20 protein-coding genes and 1 tRNA gene are annotated in these 19,523 nt (G+C 67.9%); 14 read left to right on the forward strand and 7 right to left on the reverse strand.

The window, feature by feature from the left end:
* Nucleotides 1-107: 107 nt before the first annotated feature.
* The 3 genes from ACQ450_RS14815 to ACQ450_RS14825 are packed head-to-tail and all read right to left on the reverse strand — an operon-like array spanning nt 108 to nt 2,292.
* A complete protein-coding gene (locus ACQ450_RS14815; protein WP_431469856.1) occupies nt 108-950 on the reverse strand; it encodes a hypothetical protein in 843 nt (280 codons plus the stop codon).
* Nucleotides 947-1,264 (reverse strand): divalent-cation tolerance protein CutA, encoded by a 318-nt coding sequence (cutA, locus tag ACQ450_RS14820; RefSeq protein WP_188054467.1) that lies wholly within the window; start codon nt 1,262-1,264, stop codon nt 947-949. Before cutA ends, ACQ450_RS14815 begins: the two co-directional genes overlap by 4 nt.
* Nucleotides 1,261-2,292 carry a COX15/CtaA family protein gene (locus ACQ450_RS14825; RefSeq protein WP_431469857.1) on the reverse strand — a complete coding sequence of 344 codons (1,032 nt, stop codon included), beginning with the start codon at nt 2,290-2,292 and terminating at the stop codon, nt 1,261-1,263. The genes cutA and ACQ450_RS14825 overlap by 4 nt, the downstream gene beginning before the upstream one ends.
* Before the next feature lie 109 nt (nt 2,293-2,401).
* On the opposite strand from ACQ450_RS14825, the gene ACQ450_RS14830 reads away from it, so the two are divergent.
* The 3 genes from ACQ450_RS14830 to dxs all read left to right on the forward strand — a co-directional run bounded on the left by ACQ450_RS14830 (nt 2,402) and on the right by dxs (nt 5,296).
* Complete coding sequence (locus tag ACQ450_RS14830) at nt 2,402-2,788, forward strand: MerC domain-containing protein (protein ID WP_188054469.1); 387 nt, start codon at nt 2,402-2,404, stop codon at nt 2,786-2,788.
* 44 nt (nt 2,789-2,832) lie between these two features.
* Nucleotides 2,833-3,291 carry a Fur family transcriptional regulator gene (locus ACQ450_RS14835; RefSeq protein WP_188054470.1) on the forward strand — a complete coding sequence of 153 codons (459 nt, stop codon included), beginning with the start codon at nt 2,833-2,835 and terminating at the stop codon, nt 3,289-3,291.
* 73 nt (nt 3,292-3,364) lie between these two features.
* The gene (dxs, locus tag ACQ450_RS14840) at nt 3,365-5,296 is read left to right on the forward strand and encodes a 1-deoxy-D-xylulose-5-phosphate synthase (protein WP_431469858.1); all 1,932 of its coding nucleotides are present in this window, start codon (nt 3,365-3,367) and stop codon (nt 5,294-5,296) included.
* Between the two features lie 64 nt (nt 5,297-5,360).
* Here the strand turns inward: dxs and ACQ450_RS14845 are convergent, their stop codons facing one another.
* Nucleotides 5,361-6,236 (reverse strand): alpha/beta hydrolase, encoded by an 876-nt coding sequence (locus tag ACQ450_RS14845; protein WP_431469859.1) that lies wholly within the window; start codon nt 6,234-6,236, stop codon nt 5,361-5,363.
* A gap of 315 nt (nt 6,237-6,551) precedes the next feature.
* On the opposite strand from ACQ450_RS14845, the gene ACQ450_RS14850 reads away from it, so the two are divergent.
* The 8 genes from ACQ450_RS14850 (at nt 6,552) to ACQ450_RS14885 (ending at nt 14,525) form a co-directional block, all read left to right on the forward strand.
* A complete protein-coding gene (locus ACQ450_RS14850) occupies nt 6,552-7,283 on the forward strand; it encodes a TlyA family RNA methyltransferase (RefSeq protein ID WP_431469860.1) in 732 nt (243 codons plus the stop codon).
* A 45-nt stretch (nt 7,284-7,328) separates the two neighbouring features.
* Entirely contained in the window at nt 7,329-8,429 is a 1,101-nt protein-coding gene (locus ACQ450_RS14855) for an efflux RND transporter periplasmic adaptor subunit (protein ID WP_431469861.1), read from the forward strand.
* Nucleotides 8,429-11,530: an efflux RND transporter permease subunit gene (locus tag ACQ450_RS14860; RefSeq protein WP_431469862.1), complete on the forward strand. Its 3,102-nt coding sequence runs from the start codon at nt 8,429-8,431 to the stop codon at nt 11,528-11,530. Before ACQ450_RS14855 ends, ACQ450_RS14860 begins: the two co-directional genes overlap by 1 nt.
* A 13-nt stretch (nt 11,531-11,543) precedes the next feature.
* A complete protein-coding gene (locus tag ACQ450_RS14865; RefSeq protein ID WP_188054476.1) occupies nt 11,544-12,098 on the forward strand; it encodes a TspO/MBR family protein in 555 nt (184 codons plus the stop codon).
* A gap of 26 nt (nt 12,099-12,124) precedes the next feature.
* Complete coding sequence (locus ACQ450_RS14870) at nt 12,125-12,415, forward strand: accessory factor UbiK family protein (protein ID WP_431469863.1); 291 nt, start codon at nt 12,125-12,127, stop codon at nt 12,413-12,415.
* A 103-nt stretch (nt 12,416-12,518) separates the two neighbouring features.
* Nucleotides 12,519-13,019 (forward strand): YbjN domain-containing protein, encoded by a 501-nt coding sequence (locus ACQ450_RS14875; protein WP_188054478.1) that lies wholly within the window; start codon nt 12,519-12,521, stop codon nt 13,017-13,019.
* Between the two features lie 71 nt (nt 13,020-13,090).
* Complete coding sequence (locus tag ACQ450_RS14880; RefSeq protein WP_431469864.1) at nt 13,091-13,834, forward strand: pyrroline-5-carboxylate reductase family protein; 744 nt, start codon at nt 13,091-13,093, stop codon at nt 13,832-13,834.
* A 79-nt stretch (nt 13,835-13,913) separates the two neighbouring features.
* Complete coding sequence (locus ACQ450_RS14885) at nt 13,914-14,525, forward strand: hemerythrin domain-containing protein (RefSeq protein ID WP_431469865.1); 612 nt, start codon at nt 13,914-13,916, stop codon at nt 14,523-14,525.
* 36 nt (nt 14,526-14,561) lie between these two features.
* Here ACQ450_RS14885 and ACQ450_RS14890 read toward each other — a convergent pair whose 3' ends face one another.
* Nucleotides 14,562-15,047, reverse strand: a complete 486-nt coding sequence (locus tag ACQ450_RS14890; protein WP_431469866.1) for a MarR family winged helix-turn-helix transcriptional regulator — start codon at nt 15,045-15,047, stop codon at nt 14,562-14,564.
* Between the two features lie 95 nt (nt 15,048-15,142).
* Between ACQ450_RS14890 and ACQ450_RS14895 the strand changes: the two genes are divergently transcribed.
* The 3 genes from ACQ450_RS14895 (at nt 15,143) to ACQ450_RS14905 (ending at nt 16,895) form a co-directional block, all read left to right on the forward strand.
* Nucleotides 15,143-16,240 carry a branched-chain amino acid aminotransferase gene (locus ACQ450_RS14895; protein ID WP_188054482.1) on the forward strand — a complete coding sequence of 366 codons (1,098 nt, stop codon included), beginning with the start codon at nt 15,143-15,145 and terminating at the stop codon, nt 16,238-16,240.
* A 70-nt stretch (nt 16,241-16,310) separates the two neighbouring features.
* Nucleotides 16,311-16,385 (forward strand) — tRNA-Gln (locus ACQ450_RS14900).
* A gap of 171 nt (nt 16,386-16,556) precedes the next feature.
* Nucleotides 16,557-16,895 (forward strand): helix-turn-helix domain-containing protein, encoded by a 339-nt coding sequence (locus ACQ450_RS14905; protein WP_223177036.1) that lies wholly within the window; start codon nt 16,557-16,559, stop codon nt 16,893-16,895.
* Here the strand turns inward: ACQ450_RS14905 and ACQ450_RS14910 are convergent.
* Complete coding sequence (locus ACQ450_RS14910) at nt 16,888-17,814, reverse strand: 1-phosphofructokinase family hexose kinase (protein ID WP_431469867.1); 927 nt, start codon at nt 17,812-17,814, stop codon at nt 16,888-16,890. The two genes, ACQ450_RS14905 and ACQ450_RS14910, sit on opposite strands and share 8 nt — an antisense overlap.
* Before the next feature lie 32 nt (nt 17,815-17,846).
* The gene (locus ACQ450_RS14915) at nt 17,847-19,403 is read right to left on the reverse strand and encodes an AAA family ATPase (protein WP_431469868.1); all 1,557 of its coding nucleotides are present in this window, start codon (nt 19,401-19,403) and stop codon (nt 17,847-17,849) included.
* Nucleotides 19,404-19,523: the final 120 nt, after the last annotated feature.

A 19,523-nucleotide genomic window follows, 5' to 3' on the forward strand; every position in this document is an offset into this window, starting at 1 on the left:
TCGGATTGAAATGCAGCGCGCCGCCCGATGAGGAGCGGCGCGATCAGAGGCGCTTTGGCGAAAGCGAGCGAATTAGTCAAGCGTTCGTGCGGGTTGCGCGACGGGTATCATCGTACCCGTTCGATGTGGACGGTGCTGACGACTGAAAGCTCGCGTCGTGCGTCATCCTCTCCGATCGAGGTGCGCACCGTCTCCCGCGCGGTGCGGAGGAGCCCGGTGGCGGGATCGGCGGTCCGCTCGATCGCGATCGTCATCACTGCGCTTTCCGCTGTGCCCGCGGCGGGCGGAAGCGGCACCGTGCCGCTGGCCTCGGTCGTACTGCGGAGCAGGCCCTCGGCACGATCGACGCGGCGCATGCCCTGCAGCGTCACGGCACCGCCGAACGGCGTCCGGCCGGGTACTTCGACCGACAGCGGTATGCCATGCGGCTGGGCGAAGTCATCGTCGGCAATGGCCTCGCTCACGAGCGTCGCGAAGGCGGCGCGGCGGCGGGCGATCGGCGAGACGCGCAGCGTGGCCGCGATCCGCTCCGCAAAGGCCTCGCGCTCCTCGGCACCCGCGTCGGTACGGCGCGAGGCGGCCATCGCCGCGACGCCGCGGCAGAAGGCCTCCCAAAGCGAGTCGAGATCCTCGATTTCGCTGACGTTGCCTGACTCGTCGAGCCGCAGCACGATCGTCCGGCTGAGAAGTCCGCGATAGCCTGCTTCGAACATATCGGCCGCGTCGCCCGGCGTAGGGGCGGTCGCCGCGATCAGCGTCACTTCGGCATAGAGGCCGAGAGCGTTGCGCCCGAAGCGCAGCATGCGTTCGGTGCGATGGTGCTGTTGCCGGTCGCCTCCGATCTGGATGCGCTCGGTGACGATGCGGAACGGCGTGGCGAGCGGCGGCGCGAAGGCAGGGGCGGGCACGGCTGCCTGAGCGATCAGCAGCGGCGCCAGCAGTGCGTTCACCCTTCGGTTTCCGCCTCGACCCAATCCGAAACCGCCGCGGCGGCGGCCGCGGGCCAGGCTTCGATCACCGGCAGGTCATAGGAATGGAGTTCGGCGATGCGGCTTCGCAGGCGTTCGACCAGCGCGGGGGTCGTCTTGAACAGCGCAGGCACTTCGCTGCCCTGAACCACGGCGCCTTCCCAGCGATAGACCGAGGTGCAGGACGCGAGCAGATGAACGCAGGCCGCAAGCCGCTCGGCGACGACGGCCTCGGCGGCAGCAGCCGCATCGGCATGGCTCTCGAAAGTCGTATAGACGAGCGCGATATCGCTCATCGCCGGCCAGCCGCATGCGCCGCCCATGCAGTGGCCGCGACGACCAGCGCGCCGGTAAGCTGATGCGCCGCCGCCAGTACGAGCGCGACGCTCGACCATACGGTGGCGATGCCGAGCAGGATCTGGATGCCGAACGCGCTGTGCAGCGCGATCGACGCCGGGCGGCACCCCGCGCGCCGAGCATGCCGCGCGAGCACGACGAGTCCGGCGACTGCGAGCCAGGCCCACCAGCGGTGGATCCAGTGAACCATCGCCGGATCATTGACGAGCGCGTCGAAAAAGCCGCGCACTTCCAGAACCTCGGAGGGGAAGAAGCGGCCGTTCATCAACGGCCAGTCGTTTGCGACGAGGCCGGCGTTCAGCCCCGCCACGAAGGCGCCGAAGAGCAATTGGACGAACAGCAGCCCGGAAACGATCGCCGCGGTGCGCGTGAAGCGCGCCGGCCGCGCCGCCGGGTCGCGGTGCAACGCCAGCAGGTCGAGCGCGGTCCAGATCGTGCCCGCGAGGATGAACAACGCGGTGAGCAGATGGACCGCCAGCCGGAAATGGCTGACGTCGGTGCGCTCGCTGAGGCCCGAAGTCACCATCCACCAGCCGATAGCGCCCTGCAGCGCCCCGAGCGCGAAGAGCGCGCCCAGCCGCCAGCCAAAGCCTTGTGGAATAGCCTTGCGCACCGCGAACCAGACGAGCGGGACGAAAAAGGCGAGGCCGATCAGCCGGCCGAGCAGCCGATGGACATATTCCCAGAAGAAGATCGTCTTGAACTCGGCGAGCGTCATGCCCTGATTGACGAGCTGATATTCGGGAATGCGCTGGTATTTGGCGAATTCGGCCTGCCACTGGGCTTCGCTGAGCGGCGGCACCGCACCGGTCACCGGCTTCCATTCCGTGATCGACAGGCCCGATTCGGTGAGGCGCGTGATGCCACCGACCAGCACCATCAGGACGATCAGCGCGGCAACGGCGAACAGCCAGTGCGCGATCGCGCGGGGGCGGGCAGTGGCGGAGGGGCGAGTCGGCTGGAGCACGGCTGTCGTCCTAGGCCGCGTCCGAGGCAAATTCCAGCGGCAGGATGATGCCCTATTTGCGACCAATGATATGTTGTAACTTACACCGCGGGCGCCTATAGGGAGTCGCATGCCAGCCGTGCTCTCCCTTTCCCGCATGTGGGGCGGCGTCGATTCGCGTCTCGATCGCTGGGCGATCGGGATCAGCGGCCTCTGCCTTGCGCATTGCCTGGCGACCACTGTCTTTCTGGCGCTGCTCTCTTCGGCGGGCGCGCTCTTCAACCCCCTGATCCACGAAGTCGGGCTGGTGCTGGCAATCGCGTTCGGCGTGCTGGCGCTCGGCCGCGGGATCGTGACTCACGGCTATTTCACGCCCGCGGTTGTGGGCGCCTTTGGCCTGGGCATGATGGCGGGTGCGCTTTCGCTGCCGCACGGCGGCCACGAGACTTTCTGGACGATCGCCGGCGTTGCGCTGGTGGCGCTTGGGCACGACCTCAATCGCCGCGCCGCTCGTTGAGCGCCGCGCTTGCCGGAAGTCCGCTGCGTACCTAAGTTTGGCCCATGCACGCGCACGATCATCATGAACCTCAGGGCGCCGAGCTGACGCGCGCCGCCCGGACCACGCTCGAGAAGGCCGGCGAGCAATGGACGGCGATGCGCGAGCGCGTGTTCGAGGCGCTGGCAGGCTTCGACAAGCCGGCTTCGGCCTATGATATCGCGGAGGCGGTTTCCAAGTCGGAAGGGCGCCGGGTCGCGGCGAACAGCGTCTATCGTATCCTTGATCTGTTCGTGACTGCGAATCTCGCGCGGCGAGTAGAAAGCGCCAACGCCTATGTCGCGAACGCGCATCCCGATTGCCTGCACGATTGCATCTTTCTGGTGTGCGATTCGTGCGGCCAGACCACGCACCTCGACGACGACAGGATCACGCGAAACGTGCGCGCGGCGGCGAAGGACGCCGGCTTTTCACCGATTCGCCCTGTGATCGAAGTGCGCGGAAAATGCGGCGCCTGCGACTAGTATGAAGCGCGCGGGAACGCCGCAGCGCGCTTCGGGGTTCGACTTGCACAGCGACTGCGAGTAGACAGCCGCAATGGCCGATCATCCCAAGACTCCGCTGCTCGACACGGTCAGCACGCCGGACGACCTTCGCAAGCTCGAACCCAACCAGCTCCGCCAGCTCGCCGACGAGCTTCGCCAGGAGATGATCTCCGCGGTCGGTGTCACCGGCGGGCATCTGGGATCGGGGCTCGGCGTCGTCGAGCTGACGGTGGCGATCCACTATATCTTCAACACCCCCGACGACCGGCTGATCTGGGACGTCGGGCATCAATGCTATCCGCACAAGATTCTTACCGGCCGGCGCGATCGCATCCGCACGCTGCGCCAGGGCGGGGGGCTCTCCGGCTTCACCAAGCGCAGCGAGAGCGAATATGACCCGTTCGGCGCCGCGCACAGCTCGACTTCGATTTCGGCGGCGCTGGGCTTTGCCGTCGCCAACAAGCTGAACGACAAGCCCGGCAAGGCGATCGCGGTGATCGGCGACGGCGCGATGAGCGCCGGCATGGCCTATGAGGCGATGAACAACGCCGAGCAGGCGGGCAACCGGCTGGTCGTGATCCTGAACGACAACGACATGTCGATCGCGCCGCCCGTGGGCGGGCTTTCCGCCTATCTGGCGCGGCTGATCTCGTCGTCCGAATATATCGGGCTGCGGAGCCTGGCGAGCCGGATCACGCGCAAATTCTCGCGCCGCGTGCACAAGTCGCTCGGCAAGGCGGAGGAATATACGCGCGGCATGGTGACCGGCGGAACGCTGTTCGAGGAGCTGGGCTTCTATTATGTCGGGCCGATCGACGGCCACAATCTCGACCATCTGATCCCGGTGCTCGAGAATGTCCGCGACGCCGAGGAAGGCCCGATCCTAGTCCATGTCGTGACCAAGAAGGGCAAGGGCTATGCCCCGGCCGAAAACGCCGCCGACAAATATCATGGCGTGCAGAAGTTCGACGTGATCACCGGCGCCCAGGCCAAGGCGCCGCCGGGACCGCCGAGCTATCAGAATGTCTTCGGCGAGACGCTGGCGAAGCTGGCGGAGAAGGACGAGCGCATCTGCGCGATCACCGCGGCGATGCCGTCGGGCACCGGCGTCGACAAATTCGCCAAGACGCATCCGACCCGCGCGTTCGACGTCGGCATCGCCGAGCAGCATGCGGTGACCTTCGCCGCCGGGCTCGCCGCGCAAGGGATGCGGCCGTTCTGCGCGATCTACTCGACCTTCCTGCAGCGTGCCTACGATCAGGTGGTCCATGACGTGGCGATCCAGAACCTGCCGGTGCGGTTCGCGATCGATCGCGCCGGGCTGGTCGGTGCGGACGGCGCGACCCACGCGGGCAGCTTCGACGTGACCTATCTGGCCACCTTGCCCAATTTCGTGGTGATGGCGCCGGCCGACGAGGCCGAGCTGGCGCACATGACCTATACCGCCGCCGAGCATGACAGCGGGCCGATCGCCGTCCGCTATCCGCGCGGCAGCGGCGTTGGCGTGGCGCTCCCCGAAACTCCCGAGAAGCTGCCGATCGGCAAGGGGCGGATCGTGCGCGAGGGCAAGAAAGTAGCGATCCTCTCGCTCGGCACGCGGCTCGCCGAGGCGCTCAAGGCGGCCGACGCGCTCGAGGCGAAGGGGCTGTCGGCGACGGTTGCCGACCTGCGCTTCGCCAAACCGCTCGACGAGGAGCTGATCCGCCGGCTGCTGACCACGCACGAAGTGGCAGTGACGGTCGAGGAGGGCGCGGTCGGCGGGTTGGGTGCGCATGTGCTCACGATGGCCAGCGACCAGGGGCTGATCGACGCCGGGCTGAAGCTGCGGACGATGCGACTGCCCGACATCTTCCAGGATCAGGACAAGCCTGAAAGACAATATGACGAGGCGCGGCTGAACGCCGAGCACATCGTCGAGACGGTGCTGACCGCGCTGCGGCACAACACGGGCAGCGCCGAAGTGATCGAAGGCGCGCGGGCCTGATCTGCTGGGCGAGCGCGGCGGCGTACCGTTCTCGCCAGCGCGCGGCGCCGCACAAGTGAGCGGCTCAGCCCAGAAGCCCGTGATGGCCCGCCCATCGCAGGAATAGTTCGGGCCAGTTCTCGACCGGCTTGCCGCGGGCCAGCCGCAGGCCGAAGCCGTGGCCGCCTTCCGAAAAGAGGTGGGTGTCGACCGAGACGCCGGCTGCCCTGGCGGCAGAGCGCAGGCGGAGGCTGTTGTCGACCGGCACGACCGCGTCGTCTTCGGCATGGACGAGGAACAGCGGCGGCGTGGCGGCGGTGACTTGTCGGTCGGGCGAATGCTCTTCCTCCAGTATCGCGCCGGCGGTCGCTCCGATCAGGCGCTCGCGCGAGCCGGGATGGGCGATCGCCGGGTCCATGGAGATCACCGGATAGATCGGGGCAGCGAGTGTCGGACGGGCGCTCAGCGCGTCGTGGGTATCGACGGCCGAATAGACGCTCCGGCCGAAGCGGGTCGCCAGGTCCGCGCAAAGATGGCCGCCGGCGGAAAAGCCCAAGGCGGCCACTCGCGCGGGATCGAACGCATAGTCCGCCGCGCGGCCGCGGATCAGCCGCATCGCGCGCTGCGCGTCGGCGAGCGGCACGTTGCGTCCCTGGTCCCAGCCTTCGGCGGGAAGGCGGTAAAAGAGAACGAAAGCAGTCACACCGCGCTCGGCCAGCCAAGCGGCGAGTTCATGCCCCTCACGGTCGATCACCACGCGCTGATAGCCGCCGCCCGGCATGATGAGCACGGCGGCGCCGTTCGGTCGAACGGCGGGGAAGACATCCAGACAGGGTGTGCGGATCCGATCGAGCGCCCGGTCGCGAAGCGCCGGATCGGTGCTCCGTTCCGTGATTCGCTCGGAGAGGAGGGCGGCAGCGCCCATGCCGGGCGCGGCGCCCGGCCAGAGCGCGATTCGCATGGCCGGGAGGGCGGCCGCGCGGGCAACCCTCGGCGCGAATGCCGCCGCGCCGGAAGCGGCCAGCAGCGTTCGTCTGGTAAGCGGTGTCATCCGCCGAGACTGCGACGGAGGGCGAGGCATTGCAAGGCAGGGGAGCTGCAATGCGGGGACGGCAAGGCGCGGGAGATGCGGGAGGGCCGCGCGACGCTCTAGGGGGGACGCCGCTCGACCGCACCCGCAGTTCCACTATAGGAACGATGGCCCGGTTCGCCCACTTCGGCTGCGCTGAGCCGGCCCTGCCTTGCGGCGACCTGAGCGCGCGTGCAGGAGGCAAACATGGCCAAACAACGTGCCGATCAGATGCTCGTCGACCGCGGGCTCGCCGAAAGCCGGACCCGCGCGCAGGCGTTGATCATGGCGGGGCTGGTGTTTTCCGGCGACCGAAAGGTGGAGAAGGCGGGTCAGACGCTTGCGCCAGAGACCGTGCTCGACGTGCGCGGGCGCGACCATCCCTGGGTGTCGCGTGGCGGGATCAAGCTGGCGCACGCGATCGACCATTTCGGCCTAGACCCCGCCGGCGCCGTGGCGATCGACGTCGGCTCCTCGACCGGGGGGTTCACCGATGTGCTGCTGAGCCGGGGCGCGGCGCGCGTCTATGCAGTGGACAGTGGTACCAACCAGCTCGCCTGGAAGCTGCGTCAGGATTCGAGAGTGGTTGTCCATGAGCAGACCAGCGCCCGGATTCTCACCGATGCGCACGTGCCTGAGCCGGTCGACTGGATCGTCTGCGACGCGAGCTTCATCGCGCTTTCGAAGGTGCTCGAGGTGCCGCTGGGGTTCGCCCGGCCCGGCGCGCGGCTGGTCGCGCTCATCAAGCCGCAGTTCGAGGCAGGGCGCGACGAAGTCGGAAAGGGTGGGGTGGTCCGCGATCCCGCCGTGCATGCGCGGGTGTGCGATGCCGTCGCGCGGTGGCTCGGCGGGATCGGCTGGAATGTCGACGGGATCGTCCCGAGCCCGATCCAGGGTCCGGAAGGAAACATTGAGTTTCTGGTCGCCGCGCATCGCTGATGGGTTGCCTTCGTTCTATCTGCGGAATAGCTGCGATTCATTCTCATGAGACGGGCATTGGCATTTCTCGCGCTCGGCGCGCTCCTCACCGGGTGCGGCGATCAGGCGAATGGCGGCGCAGCCAAGGGTCGCGACGCGCCGCTCGTGCGCGCGTCGGCGGTGATGCCCGCGCGCTTCGTCGAGCGCATAGAGGCCGTGGGCACCGCGCGCGCCAACGAGCAGGTGACGCTCGCCGCGCCGGTGACCGAGCGGATCGTCCGGCTCAATTTCGATGACGGCGCCTATATCCGCCGGGGCCAGGTGGTGGCGGTGCTCGCCAGCAGCCAGGAAAGCGCGGAGCTTGCCGAAGCTGCCGCGCGCGAGCGCGAGGCGCGGCAGCAGCTCGATCGGCTGAGCGCGCTGCGCGAGCGGGGCTTCGCGACCAACAGCTCGGTCGATTCGCAGACCGCGCTTGCCGCACAGGCGTCGGCGCAGGCGTCGCAGGCGCGTGCCTCGATCGGCGATCGCGTCATCACCGCGCCCTTCTCCGGATGGGTGTCGCTGCGTACCATCTCGGCGGGCGCAGTGGTGAGCGCGGGAACCGAAATCGCGCAGATCAGCGATCTTTCGCGAATCAAGCTGGACTTCGCAGTCCCCGAGACGCTGTTGCCGCAGATCGTGCAGGGGCAGTCGATCGAGGCGCGCTCGGCGGCCTTTCCCGACCAGCCGTTCCGCGGCACGATCGCCAGTATCGATCCGGTACTCAATCCGCAGACCCGCGCGGCAACGGTTCGGGCGATCCTGCCCAATCCCGATCGCAAGCTGAAGCCGGGCATGCTGCTGACGGTCGACATCGAATCCGCCGCGCGCACTGCGCTTGCCGTGCCGGAACTGGCCGTGATCGGCGATGGCGAGGATAGTTTCGTCTTCGTCGTGGAAGACGGCACTGCGCGGCGGGTGCAGGTCCGCACCGGGCTGCGCCAGAACGGCATGGTGGAGATTCGCGAAGGTCTCGCGCGCGGCCAGCGCGTAGTGACCGAAGGCGTGGTGAAGGTGACCGACGGGCGCGAAGTCCGGCTTGCCGGGCCTGAAAACAGCGCGCCGCGCGAAGCGCCCGTGACCGCGCCGAGGCCCGAAGCCGCGCTTCGGAACGAGAGCACCGGCTGATGCAGCTGTCGGACCTGTCCGTCCGCCGCCCCGTCTTCGCCGCGGTGCTCGCGATTCTGCTCGTGATTGTCGGCTTCGTCGCTTTCACCAGCCTTTCGGTTCGTGAATATCCCGATACCGATCCGCCGATCGTCTCGGTCGAGACCGCCTATACCGGTGCCGCGGCGAGCGTGATCGAAGCGCGCATCACCCAGCCGCTCGAGGAAGTGCTGTCGGGCATCGAGGGCATCCAGACGATCACCTCGCGCTCGACCGATGGCGAATCGGATATCTCGATCGAGTTCAACCCCGGCCGCGATGTCGATGCCGCGGCAAACGACGTGCGCGACCGAATCGGCGGGGTCGCCGACAACCTGCCCGAGGAAGCGCTCGCGCCCGAGGTGCGCAAGGTCGACGCCGATGCCTCGCCGATCATGTTCATCACCATCGCCCGGCCGGGCTGGACTCCGCTCCAGCTTTCCGACTGGGTGGACCGCAATCTGGTCGACCGCTTTTCGACGATCGACGGCGTGGCGCGCGTTTTCGTGGGCGGCGATCAGCGGCCGTCGATGCGCGTCTGGCTCCAGCCCGAGCGGCTTGCCGCTTTCCAACTGACGCCCGGCGATATCGAAAGCGCGCTTCGCAGCCAGAACGTCGAGCTGCCCGCCGGGCGAATCGAATCGCAGCAGCAGAACGTCACTCTGCGTGTCGACCGCCAGTTCCAGTCGGCGGACAGCTTCGCGCAGCTCGTCGTCGGCCGCGGACCCGACGGCTATCTCGTGCGGCTGGGCGACATCGCCCGGGTGGAGGAAGGCGCGGAGAATCCCTACACGAGGTTCCGGCTGAACGGCGATCCCGGCGTCGGCCTCGGCATCGTGCGACAGTCGGGTGCGAACACGCTCGCGGTCGCGCAGGCCGCGAAGGAGCGGATGGAGGAAATCCGCCCCGAGCTGCCCGAAGGCATGGTGATGATGGTCGGATCGGACGATTCGCTCTTCATCGACCGCGCGATCGAGAAGGTGTGGCACACGCTCGCCGAGGCGGCGCTGCTCGTGGTGCTGGTCATCTTCCTGTTCCTCGGGTCGTGGCGGGCCACGCTGATCCCGGCGGTGACGGTGCCGATCTGCCTGCTCGGCAGCTTTGCGGTGCTGTGGCTCTTCGGCTTCTCGATCAATCTGCTGACCTTGCTCGCGCTCGTGCTGTCGATCGGCCTGGTCGTCGACGATGCGATCGTGGTGCTCGAGAACGTCTATCATCGGATCGAAGAAGGCGAGCCGCCGCTCGTCGCTGCCTTCAAGGGCACGCGGCAGGTGGGCTTCGCGATCATCTCGACCACGCTGGTCGTCTGCGCCGTGTTCGTCCCGGTGTGCTTTCTGGCGGGTCAGACGGGGCTGCTTTTTCGGGAGCTGGCGGTAGCGATGATCGCCGCGATCGCCTTTTCCGGGTTCCTGGCGCTGAGCCTCACGCCGATGCTCTGTTCCAAGCTGCTGCGGCGTGAGAGCCGGGGGCGGATCACCGGCTGGGTGGACGATCGTTTCCGTGCGCTCGAGCGGTTCTATGCAAGGCGGCTCGACCGGACGCTCCGCAAGCCGCTGCTGCCGTTGCTGCTGGTGGGATTGTTCCTGACCGCAGCGGGCCTCGCTTTCACCACATTGGAATCCGAGCTGGTGCCCGCCGAGGATCAGGGCGGCATGTTCGCCAGCCTTTCGGCGCCGGAGGGGACCGGCTTCGACCAGATGGACCGCTATGTCCTCGACGCGCAGGAGAAGCTGCTGCCGCTGCTCGCGGAAGGCGCCGTGCGCAGCATCATCGCGCGCACTCCGGGAGGCTTCGGCGCCAGCGACGATTTCAACAGCGGCATGTTCATCATCTTCCTGGAAAACTGGGAGGATCGCGATGCGACCACGCAGGAAGTGGCGGAGGAGGTGAACGCGATCCTCCAGACGCTGCCGGCGGTGCGGGGCAATGCCCAGGTCCGTTCGGCGCTCGGGCGCGGACGCGGCCAGCCGATCAACTTCGTGCTCGCGGGCAACAGCTATGAGGATCTCGCCCGCGCGCGCGACCGTATCCTGGCCGCCGCGGCGGAGAACCCCGGCATCGTCAACCTCGACAGCGACTATAAGGAAACCAAGCCGCAGCTGCGCGTGGATGTGAATACCACGCGGGCAGGCGATCTGGGCGTTTCGGTCGAGGCAGTGAGCCAGGCGCTGCAGACGCTGCTCGGCAGCCGCCGCGTCTCCACCTATGTCGATCGCGGCGAGGAATATCGCGTGATCGTGCAGGCCGAGGACCAGAGCCGCGCCGCGCTCTCCGACCTCGCCTCGATCTACGTTCGCGCGCGCGACGGCAGTCTCGTGCCGCTGTCGAACCTCGTCACTACGCGCGAGGTGGCCGGGCCGCGTGACCTCGGCCGCTACAACAAGCTGCGCGCGATCACGCTGTCGGGCGGGCTGGCGCCGGGCTATTCGCTGGGCGAGGCGCTGACCTTCCTCGAGGAACAGGCGCGAGCAGCGCCCGAAGTGACTGCGGTGGGCTATCGCGGCGAAAGCCAGGCGTTCATCGAGACGGGCGGGTCGATCCTGCTCGTGTTCGGCATCACGATCCTGATCGTCTATCTGGTGCTCGCCGCGCAGTTCGAAAGCTTCGTGCATCCCGCCGTCATCATCACCACCGTGCCGCTGGCAGTCGCGGGCGGGCTGATCGGGCTGGCGGTGTTCGGCCAGTCGCTCAATCTCTACAGCCAGATCGGGATCGTCATGCTGGTCGGTCTGGCCGCCAAGAACGGCATCCTGATCGTCGAATTCGCCAACCAGCTGCGCGACGAGGGGCTGGAGATCGCCGAGGCGATCCGCCAGGCCTCCAGTCGGCGCCTGCGCGCGATCCTGATGACCTCGATCGCCACCGTGGCCGGTGCGGTGCCGCTGGTCGCCTCCGGCGGCGCCGGCGGCGCGGCGCGGGCGGCGATCGGCGTCGTAATCATATCCGGCGTGACGCTCGCTACGTTGATCACGCTTTTCCTAATCCCGATTCTGTATAGTAGGCTGGCACGCCGCACCCGCTCGCCGCAGGCGGTGAGCCGGGAACTCGATGCCGCGCTCGGGGGGGCGCAGCCGGCGGAGTAGGGAGGGACAGTCGTTGAGGGAAATCGCGTCGAAAAGTCAGCTCAGGCTCGCCTATCTGCGTTGGGCGATCGTAACCGTGCCGTTCATTCTGCTGCTCGGCTTCACGTCGGCCCGGCTCGTGCCGAGCGGTTCGGACAATCTTTGGTTCGCGCGGCTGGTGAAGCCGGAGATCATGCCCCCCGAGTGGGCGTTTCCGGTTGCCTGGACGATCATCTACATCCTGCTGGGGCTGGCGCTGGCGATGATCATCAATGCGCGCGGATCGCGGCTGCGCGGCCCGGCGCTCGTGCTTTTCGCGGTCCAGATGGCAGTGAACCTGGTGTGGACGCCGCTGTTCTTCGGCATGCATCAGGTGGTGGCATCGCTGGTGGTGATCGGGGTTCTGTTCGTGCTGGTGCTTGCCACGATCGTGGTTTTCGGCCGGATTCGGACGGGCGCGGCGTTGCTGCTGTTGCCCTATCTCGCGTGGCTCGGCTTCGCCTTCGTCCTGCTCTGGCAGATCCACGGGCTCAATCCGAACGCGGCAACCCTTGTGCCATCGACCTCGACTGACCAAATTCAGATCTGAAGATCAGCGATCGCAAGGACCGACCAATGCAAACCGAGAACCGCCTGTTCGACGATTTCGTCAAGTTCGTGAATGGAGCCGCGGGCACCATGGCGGGCATGGCGCGCGAAGGCGAAGCCACTGCGCGCGAGCGCGCGCGCGAGTGGATCGGCGGACTCGATTTCGTGAGCCGCGACGAATTCGAAGCAGTCAAGCAGATGGCCGCCGCGGCGCGTGACGAGGCCGATGCGATGAAGGCGCGCATCGGCGAGCTCGAGGCGAAGCTGGCCGCCACGCCGGCGGCGGCACGCGCCAAGAAGTCGACGGGGCAGGCCTGATCCAGCTTGTCCACAGTTTTTCGACAGGGTTGCCCACGCTGCGCTTGTCCCGCGCCGGAGCGGTTGGCAGGGTTCGGCCGATGATGGCCGGCCGGAGGATCTGATGCTCGACGAAGCCGAGTTCGACCGCGACGACGCGGCCCCGATCGACATGCTCGAAACCTATTTCGCCGCCCATGGCTGGAGCCATGAGCGCGAGGACGACGAGATCGTCGCGAAGGTAAAGGGCAGCTGGACCGAATATGAGCTGCGTGCGATCTGGCGCGAGGAGGACGGCGTTCTCCAGTTCCTCGCCTTTCCCGACATCCGGGTCGCCGACGAACGGCGCGTCGCGCTGTACGAGACGGTGGGGCTGGTCAACGAGCAGCTCTGGATCGGTCATTTCGAGCTGTGGTCGCAAAGCGGCATTCTGCTGTTTCGCCACGCCGCGATGATCGACGGTGGCGACGGCACATTGACGCTGGCCCAGGCCGAGCTGCTGGTGGAAAGCGCGATCGACGAGTGCGAGCGCTTCTATCCCGTGTTCCAGTTCGTGCTGTGGGGCGGAAAGACGCCGCAGGACGCACTCGCCGCGGCACTCATCGAAACCCAGGGAGAAGCCTGATCACAGACCAGCCCGAATCCATCCGGCCCGACTCCATCTGGCTCATCGGCTGCGGCAACATGGGCGGGGCGATGCTCCGCCGCTGGGTCGAGAGTGGTATCGACGCGGCCCGATTCACGGTGATCGATCCCGGCACGCCGCAGCTTCCCGAAGGCGTGCGGCACGTGGCTGAGCCCCCCGAGGGGCTGCCTCAGGCGATGATGCTGGGCGTCAAGCCGCAGCTGATCGACAAGGTCGCGCCGCTCTATGCCGGGCGGGGGCAGGTGCCGATCCTGCTGTCGATCCTCGCCGGCGTGGAGGAGGCGGCGCTCGCGAAGCGCTTCGACGCGCGAACCGTGGTGCGCGTGATGCCGAATCTGCCCGTGGCGCTGGGGAAGGGTGTGGTCGCGCTTTACACCAGCGGCGGCGAGGCGGCCGACCGGGACGCGACCGGCGCGCTGATGGATCCGCTTGGCCAGGTCGAATGGATCGAGAGCGAAGATCTGTTCCATGTGGTGACGGCGCTGGCGGGCAGCGGCCCCGGCTATGTTTATCGGTTCATCGACGCACTGGCGGCGGGCGCGGCCGAGCTCGGCCTGCCGCACGATCAGGCGCTGCGCTTCGCGACTGCGATGGTGGAAGGCGCCGCAGCGCTGGCGGGCGATGCGGATGCGACTCCGGGCGAACTCGCCGATCGTGTCGCCAGCCCTGGCGGAACGACGCGCGCGGGCATGGACGTGCTCGACGACGGCGATGCGCTGAAGCGGCTGATGCGGGCGACGCTGGAGGCCGCGGCGACGCGCAGCGAGGATCTGGCCGGAGCCGCGCGCGGCTGAGAGCGCCGGGCCGAGAGCTCGGGAACGTCGGTCCCGCCAAGGTGTTGAACCGCTTGACGGTACAGCACAGGAGGCGAACATGGCCACGGCTACACGCGACAGCAACGGACGGTTCACCAGCAACGAAGCGCAGGAAGAGCACGGTCGCGGCCGCAGCCTCGGCGTGATCGGAGCCGCAGTGGCGGGTGGCGCGGCGATCGGCGCGCTCGCGATGCTCGGCCGCAAGGCCGCGGTCCAGGCGCCGACCGCGCTCGCGGGTAATTGGGCCGAAGCGCTGGCAACCGAGCACAAGGCAGTGCTCAAGCTGTTCGACGCTCTCGAAAAGACCACCGAGACCTCGACCGCCAAGCGCAACGTGATGCTGGCGCAGCTCAAGCATGCCCTGGTCAAGCACGATGTTCAGGAAGGCAACGTGATCTATCCCGCGCTGCGCGAGGCTGGCTATGCGGACGAAGCCGATCACCTGACCAAGGACCACGGCTATGTGAAGCAGTATCTCTACGAGCTGGAGATGACGCCGACCAGCTCGCCGGACTGGATCGTGACGCTGCGCAAGTTCCGCAGCGACATCGAGCGGCACATGCAGGAGGAAGAGACCGATCTCTTTCCGCGACTCCGCGCGCAGCTTTCCGAGGAAAAGAACAAGGCGCTGACCGCGACGATGAACAAGGAAGGCTTTAAGGTCGCCTGACCGCCGCGCCTTCTTCGACCGGGAAGACGCGGCCCATTAGCGGCCGAGTCCGGCGACGCGGCCGCGCTCTTCCTCGGGGATCAAGCCTTCCAATACTGCCCAGAAACCGCCTACCGCACCCTGGCCGGCGCTGGAATAGGCCGCCGAGAGCTTTTCGCGCAGCGCGTCGAACAGCTCGGCCTCCAGCGCCGTTCCGGTTTCGGTGAGGCGCAGCAGCCGCTGCCGCCTATCCTGCACGCCGGTGCGCGTCTCCACCAGCCCGCGCTCCGACAGATCCGTGAGAACCCGGCCGAGCGACTGCTTGGTGATGGCGAGCAGCGCCAGCAGCTCGCTGACGGTGAGGTCCGGCTTGCGCGCGATGAAATAGAGCGCGCGATGATGCGCCCGGCCGAGCCCGGAGGTCGCCAGCCGCTCGTCGATCGATCGGGTGAGATGGCTATAGCCGAAATAGAGCAGCTCGATCCCGCGGCGGAGCTCGGGCTCGCGCAGGAAAAGGGGCGAGGCGGGAATTGGGGCAGCCATGTTGACCGATGTTGCCACTCTGCCTAGGTTCGCGCAACCCGAAGGCGCCCCGGTTCGCGAGAGAGGCGCCGTGCATGATCCGGAGCCCTAGTCGCATGTCCGAAGCGTCGAATCCAACTTTCGCCTTCGAGCCGCATGCGAATCCGGTCCCGGCAAGCGAGCGGAGCGCGATCCTCGCCGATCCAGGCTTCGGCAAGGTCTTCACCGATCATATGGCGCTGATCCGCTATTCGGCGGACAAGGGCTGGCACGATGCGCAGATCACTGCCCGCCGGCCGCTCGAGCTCGATCCGGCATGCGCGGTGCTCCATTACGCGCAGGAGATTTTCGAGGGCATGAAGGCCTATCGCCTGCCCGATGGCGGCGCGGCGCTGTTTCGCCCCGATCGCAACGCCGCCCGTTTCCGCGAATCGGCCGAGCGGATGGCGATGGTGCCGCTGCCCGAGCCGCTGTTCCTCGAATCGGTCCGAGCACTGGTGCGTGCCGATCGCGACTGGATTCCCGAAGCCGAGGGCGGGGCGCTCTATCTGCGGCCGTTCATGTTCGCCAGCGAAGTGTTCCTTGGGGTGAAGCCGGCCTCGGAATATCTCTATCTGGTCATCGCCTCGCCGGTCGGCGCCTATTTCAAGGGCGGTGCGCCGTCGGTCACGCTCTGGGTTTCGCAGGATTACACGCGCGCGGCACCTGGCGGCACGGGTGCGGCCAAATGCGGCGGCAACTATGCCGCGAGCCTGATCGCCCAGGCCGAAGCGATTCGCGAAGGATGCGACCAGGTGGTGTTCCTCGACGCGGCCGAGCGCCGTTATGTGGAGGAACTGGGCGGCATGAACCTGTTCTTCGTCTTTGACGACGGCACGATGATCACGCCGCCGCTGGGCGGAACGATCCTGCCGGGCATCACGCGCGATTCGGTGATCGCGCTGGCGCGCGACGCCGGGATCGCCGTCCGCGAGGAACCCTATTCGCTCGATCAATGGCGCAGTGATGCGCAGAGTGGACGGCTGCGCGAGACCTTTGCCTGCGGGACGGCGGCGGTGATCACTGCGGTGGGAACGGTGCGCGGCGAGGGTTTCGAGTTCAGCATCGGCAACAAAGGGCCGGGCATGGTGACCGAGCAGCTGCGCGAGCGGCTCGTCGGCATTCAGCGTGGTACCGTCGCCGATCCGCACGGCTGGGTCGAAACGCTGTTCTAGCCCGCAGGGGCAAGCGCACCCCCTTCCATCCGCCGCGTGCGGCTCTATAAGCGCAAGCCCACGCCGATGCTGGGGCGTCGCCAAGTGGTAAGGCAGCGGCTTTTGGTGCCGCCATTCGCAGGTTCGAATCCTGCCGCCCCAGCCAGTCGTCGTGATTCCCCGGTTCCTGTCGCGTATGGAACGCCGCATTCGCGACGGGTGCTGGCCATCGGCGCTAGCTCCAGCGCGATGAATGTCTTCGATCGCTGAAAAATCGTGCTGTTCCCGCACGATAGCAGGTTGCAACCGCCGCGGCGGCGGAATAGCTGTGGCTCCCGTGAAGAATGATTTGATTGCCGCAGTCGACCGCGCCTCGGATTTCCTGAAGGCGCTCTCGGGCCGAAGCAGATTGTTGCTGCTCTGCCATCTCCTGGAGGGCGAGAAGTCGGTCGGCGAGCTCGCCCGGCTGACGGAGGCGCGCGATACCGCCGTCTCGCAGCAACTCGCGCTGCTCCGGCGCGAGGGCATGGTGCGCGCGCGCCGGTCGGGCCAGACGATGTATTATTCGCTGTCCAGCAAGGACGCCGAACGCATGCTGGAGATGCTGCACGGCATGTTCTGCGCCGATGCGGTCGTGGTGACGAGCCAGCCCGCGCTGCGCGACGCGGTCAGCTAGCGCCTGCGGCGAGCCGCTCGACGTCGGCGCGGCGGACGAGTTCGGTCGCGGGCGTCATCAGCGCGGCCGCGCCCGCGGCAATCCCGTATCGGACCGCCTCGCGTACCGACTTCCCCTGCGACAACGCCAGAGTGATTGCGCCGACCATCGAATCACCCGCCCCGACGGCGCTCGCGATCGGCACTTCGATCGCCGGAAAATGCTCGACGCCTTCGTTCGTCACCAGCAGCGCGCCCCGTTCGGCCAGCGAAACGACGATCGATTGGGCGAACCCGCGGGCAAGCAGCTCGCGTGCGGCGGCCGCTTCATCCTCCGCCCCGATCAACGGGCGTCCGGTCACCGCTTCGAGTTCGCTGCGGCTCGGCTTTATCAGGAAAGCGCCGGCGCCCTCCGATGCCTTCAGCGCGGCGCCCGAGGTGTCGAGGATCAGCCGCGCGCCTAGTCGGCGCGCGGCCGCCGCGACGTCGCAATAGAAATCGGGCGCGACGCCGGGAGGCAGGCTGCCGCTGGCGACGATCCACTGTGGCGGGCCGGGCAGTGCGGCGAGCGCATCGAGCAGCCGTGCCTGCTCCGCAGCGGCGAGTTCAGGGCCGGGGAGGACGAAGCGGTATTGAAGGCCGCTCCCGGTTTCGTCGATCGTGATGCTCTCGCGCGTGTCGCCCGCAATCGGCACTGCATGGACGGGAACCGCCGCATCGCGCAGCAGGGCCTCGACCCGTGCTCCGGCCGGCCCGCCGGCGGGGAAGACGGCAATGGCCTCGCCGCCCAGCGCGTGGAGAACACGCGCGACGTTGATGCCGCCGCCGCCGGGATCATGGCGCGCCGCCGTGCAGCGGAGCTTGTTCGTCGGGCGCACCTCGGGCGTGCCGGTCGTCACGTCCAATGCAGGATTCATCGTGAGCGTTGCGATCGTGGTCATGGGCCGGGGCTAGGCAGGCGGGGGGCCTGGGGTCAAGCGCGGGTCGGCCGATCGAGGATCGCGCGCACTGCCGCGATGACGCGATCGATCGGCCGATTCACGCGGATCCGGTGCCAGCCGGAGAGATCGCCGGTCGAGCGGCGCGATTGCTCGCGCGCGATTTCGGGGCCGGCGTCCGAGGCGTCGCCGGTGCGGCCGCTCACGCGCGCCACACGCTCATGCTCCGGCGCCTCGAGCCAGATGCCGGTAAACGGCAGGCGGCTGCGGTCCGCCAGGATTTCGGCGACTTCGCGCTCATGCCGGCGGTGGAAAACCGCGTCGAGGATCACTCCGGTGCCGCAGCCGAGATGATCCTCGGCCGATTCGAACAGCGCCTCATAGGTCTCGGCCGCCGCCGCGCTCGTGTAGCTCGAAGGCGGCAGCCGCGTCTCCGGAGCGACGCCGGCGAGACGCTTGCGGAAAACATCGCTTCGGAGCACGCGCGCGCCGGGCACGCGCCCGATCCGGGCGCCGACGGCGCGAGCGATCGTCGTCTTGCCCGTGCCAGAGAGGCCGCCGATCGCGACCAGCCGCGGCGGCACGGCCAGGAGCGCCGCGCGTGCGAAAGCGAGATACCCCTGGGCGTCCTCGGCGGCACTGGAATCGCCGTTGCGGAGGCTTTCCGCGGCGCGGACATGGGCACGGATCGCGGCACGCACCGAAACGAACAGCGGCAGCAGCGCATAGCCCGAGGCGCCCTGCGGCGCGACGTCGAGATAGCGGTTGGCGACGATGTTCGCCTCGGCCGCCATTCCCCGGTGCCACAGGTCCATCAGCAGGAACGCGACGTCGTAGAGAATGTCGGTGGTCGCGAGCCGCTCGTCGAACTCGAGGCAGTCGAACAGCACCGGCTCGCCGTCGATCAGCGCGATGTTGCGCAGGTGCAGATCGCCATGGCCGCGCCGAACGCGCCCGCCACGCGCGCGTGCGTCGAGCCGATCGGCATGACGGTTCAGCTCGGTGCGCTGCGCGGCGTCGAGCGCTGCGACTTCGGCGGGATCGAGCAGTTCGGAGACGGCGGCGAAGCTTTCGGCATTGCCGTCCAGGATCTGCCGGATTGCGGCGGCGCCTTCGATCCGGGAGGGCTCGGCGCGCGCATGCAGCTCCTGAATCCTGTCGGTGAGGCGGAGCAGCGTAGCCGTGTCGATCCACCCGCCGGCGGCCTGCTTCTCGAGCAGCGCGTCGTCGGGGAAGCGCATCATTTCCAGCACCCAATCGACCGGCTCACCCTCACCGCCCAGCTCCAGGCCACCGTCGGCCATGCGCACGATCGGATGAACCGCGCGGTAGAGCGCTGGCGCGGTGCGGCGATTGAGCGCCAGCTCGGCGTCGAGCGCCGCACGGCGCCGTTCCGGCGTGGAGAAATCGAGATAGGGAAAGCGCACCGCACGCTTCATCTTCCAGGCACGGTCGGCGGTCAGGAAGACATGCGCGGCATGTGTTTCGAGATGCTCTGGGCGTACGCCACCGAAGGCGGCGCCCCCGGCGAGGAAAGCGACTGCTTTCGCGTGCGTCTCTCGTGATTCCCCCTCCGCCGGGCCCGCGGCCATTCAGCTACTCCGCGCGAACGGAATCTTGCGGCTGCGCGCCTCGGCGTTCGCTCCCCCGGCGCGTGTGCGTGTGCCGACCGCAGAAACGCTGGGCTGGGTGCGGCGAATCGGCGCTAGGCT

This window comes from Sphingosinithalassobacter sp. LHW66-3, from assembly GCF_050703275.1.
In the GTDB taxonomy this organism is placed as follows: domain Bacteria; phylum Pseudomonadota; class Alphaproteobacteria; order Sphingomonadales; family Sphingomonadaceae; genus Sphingomonas.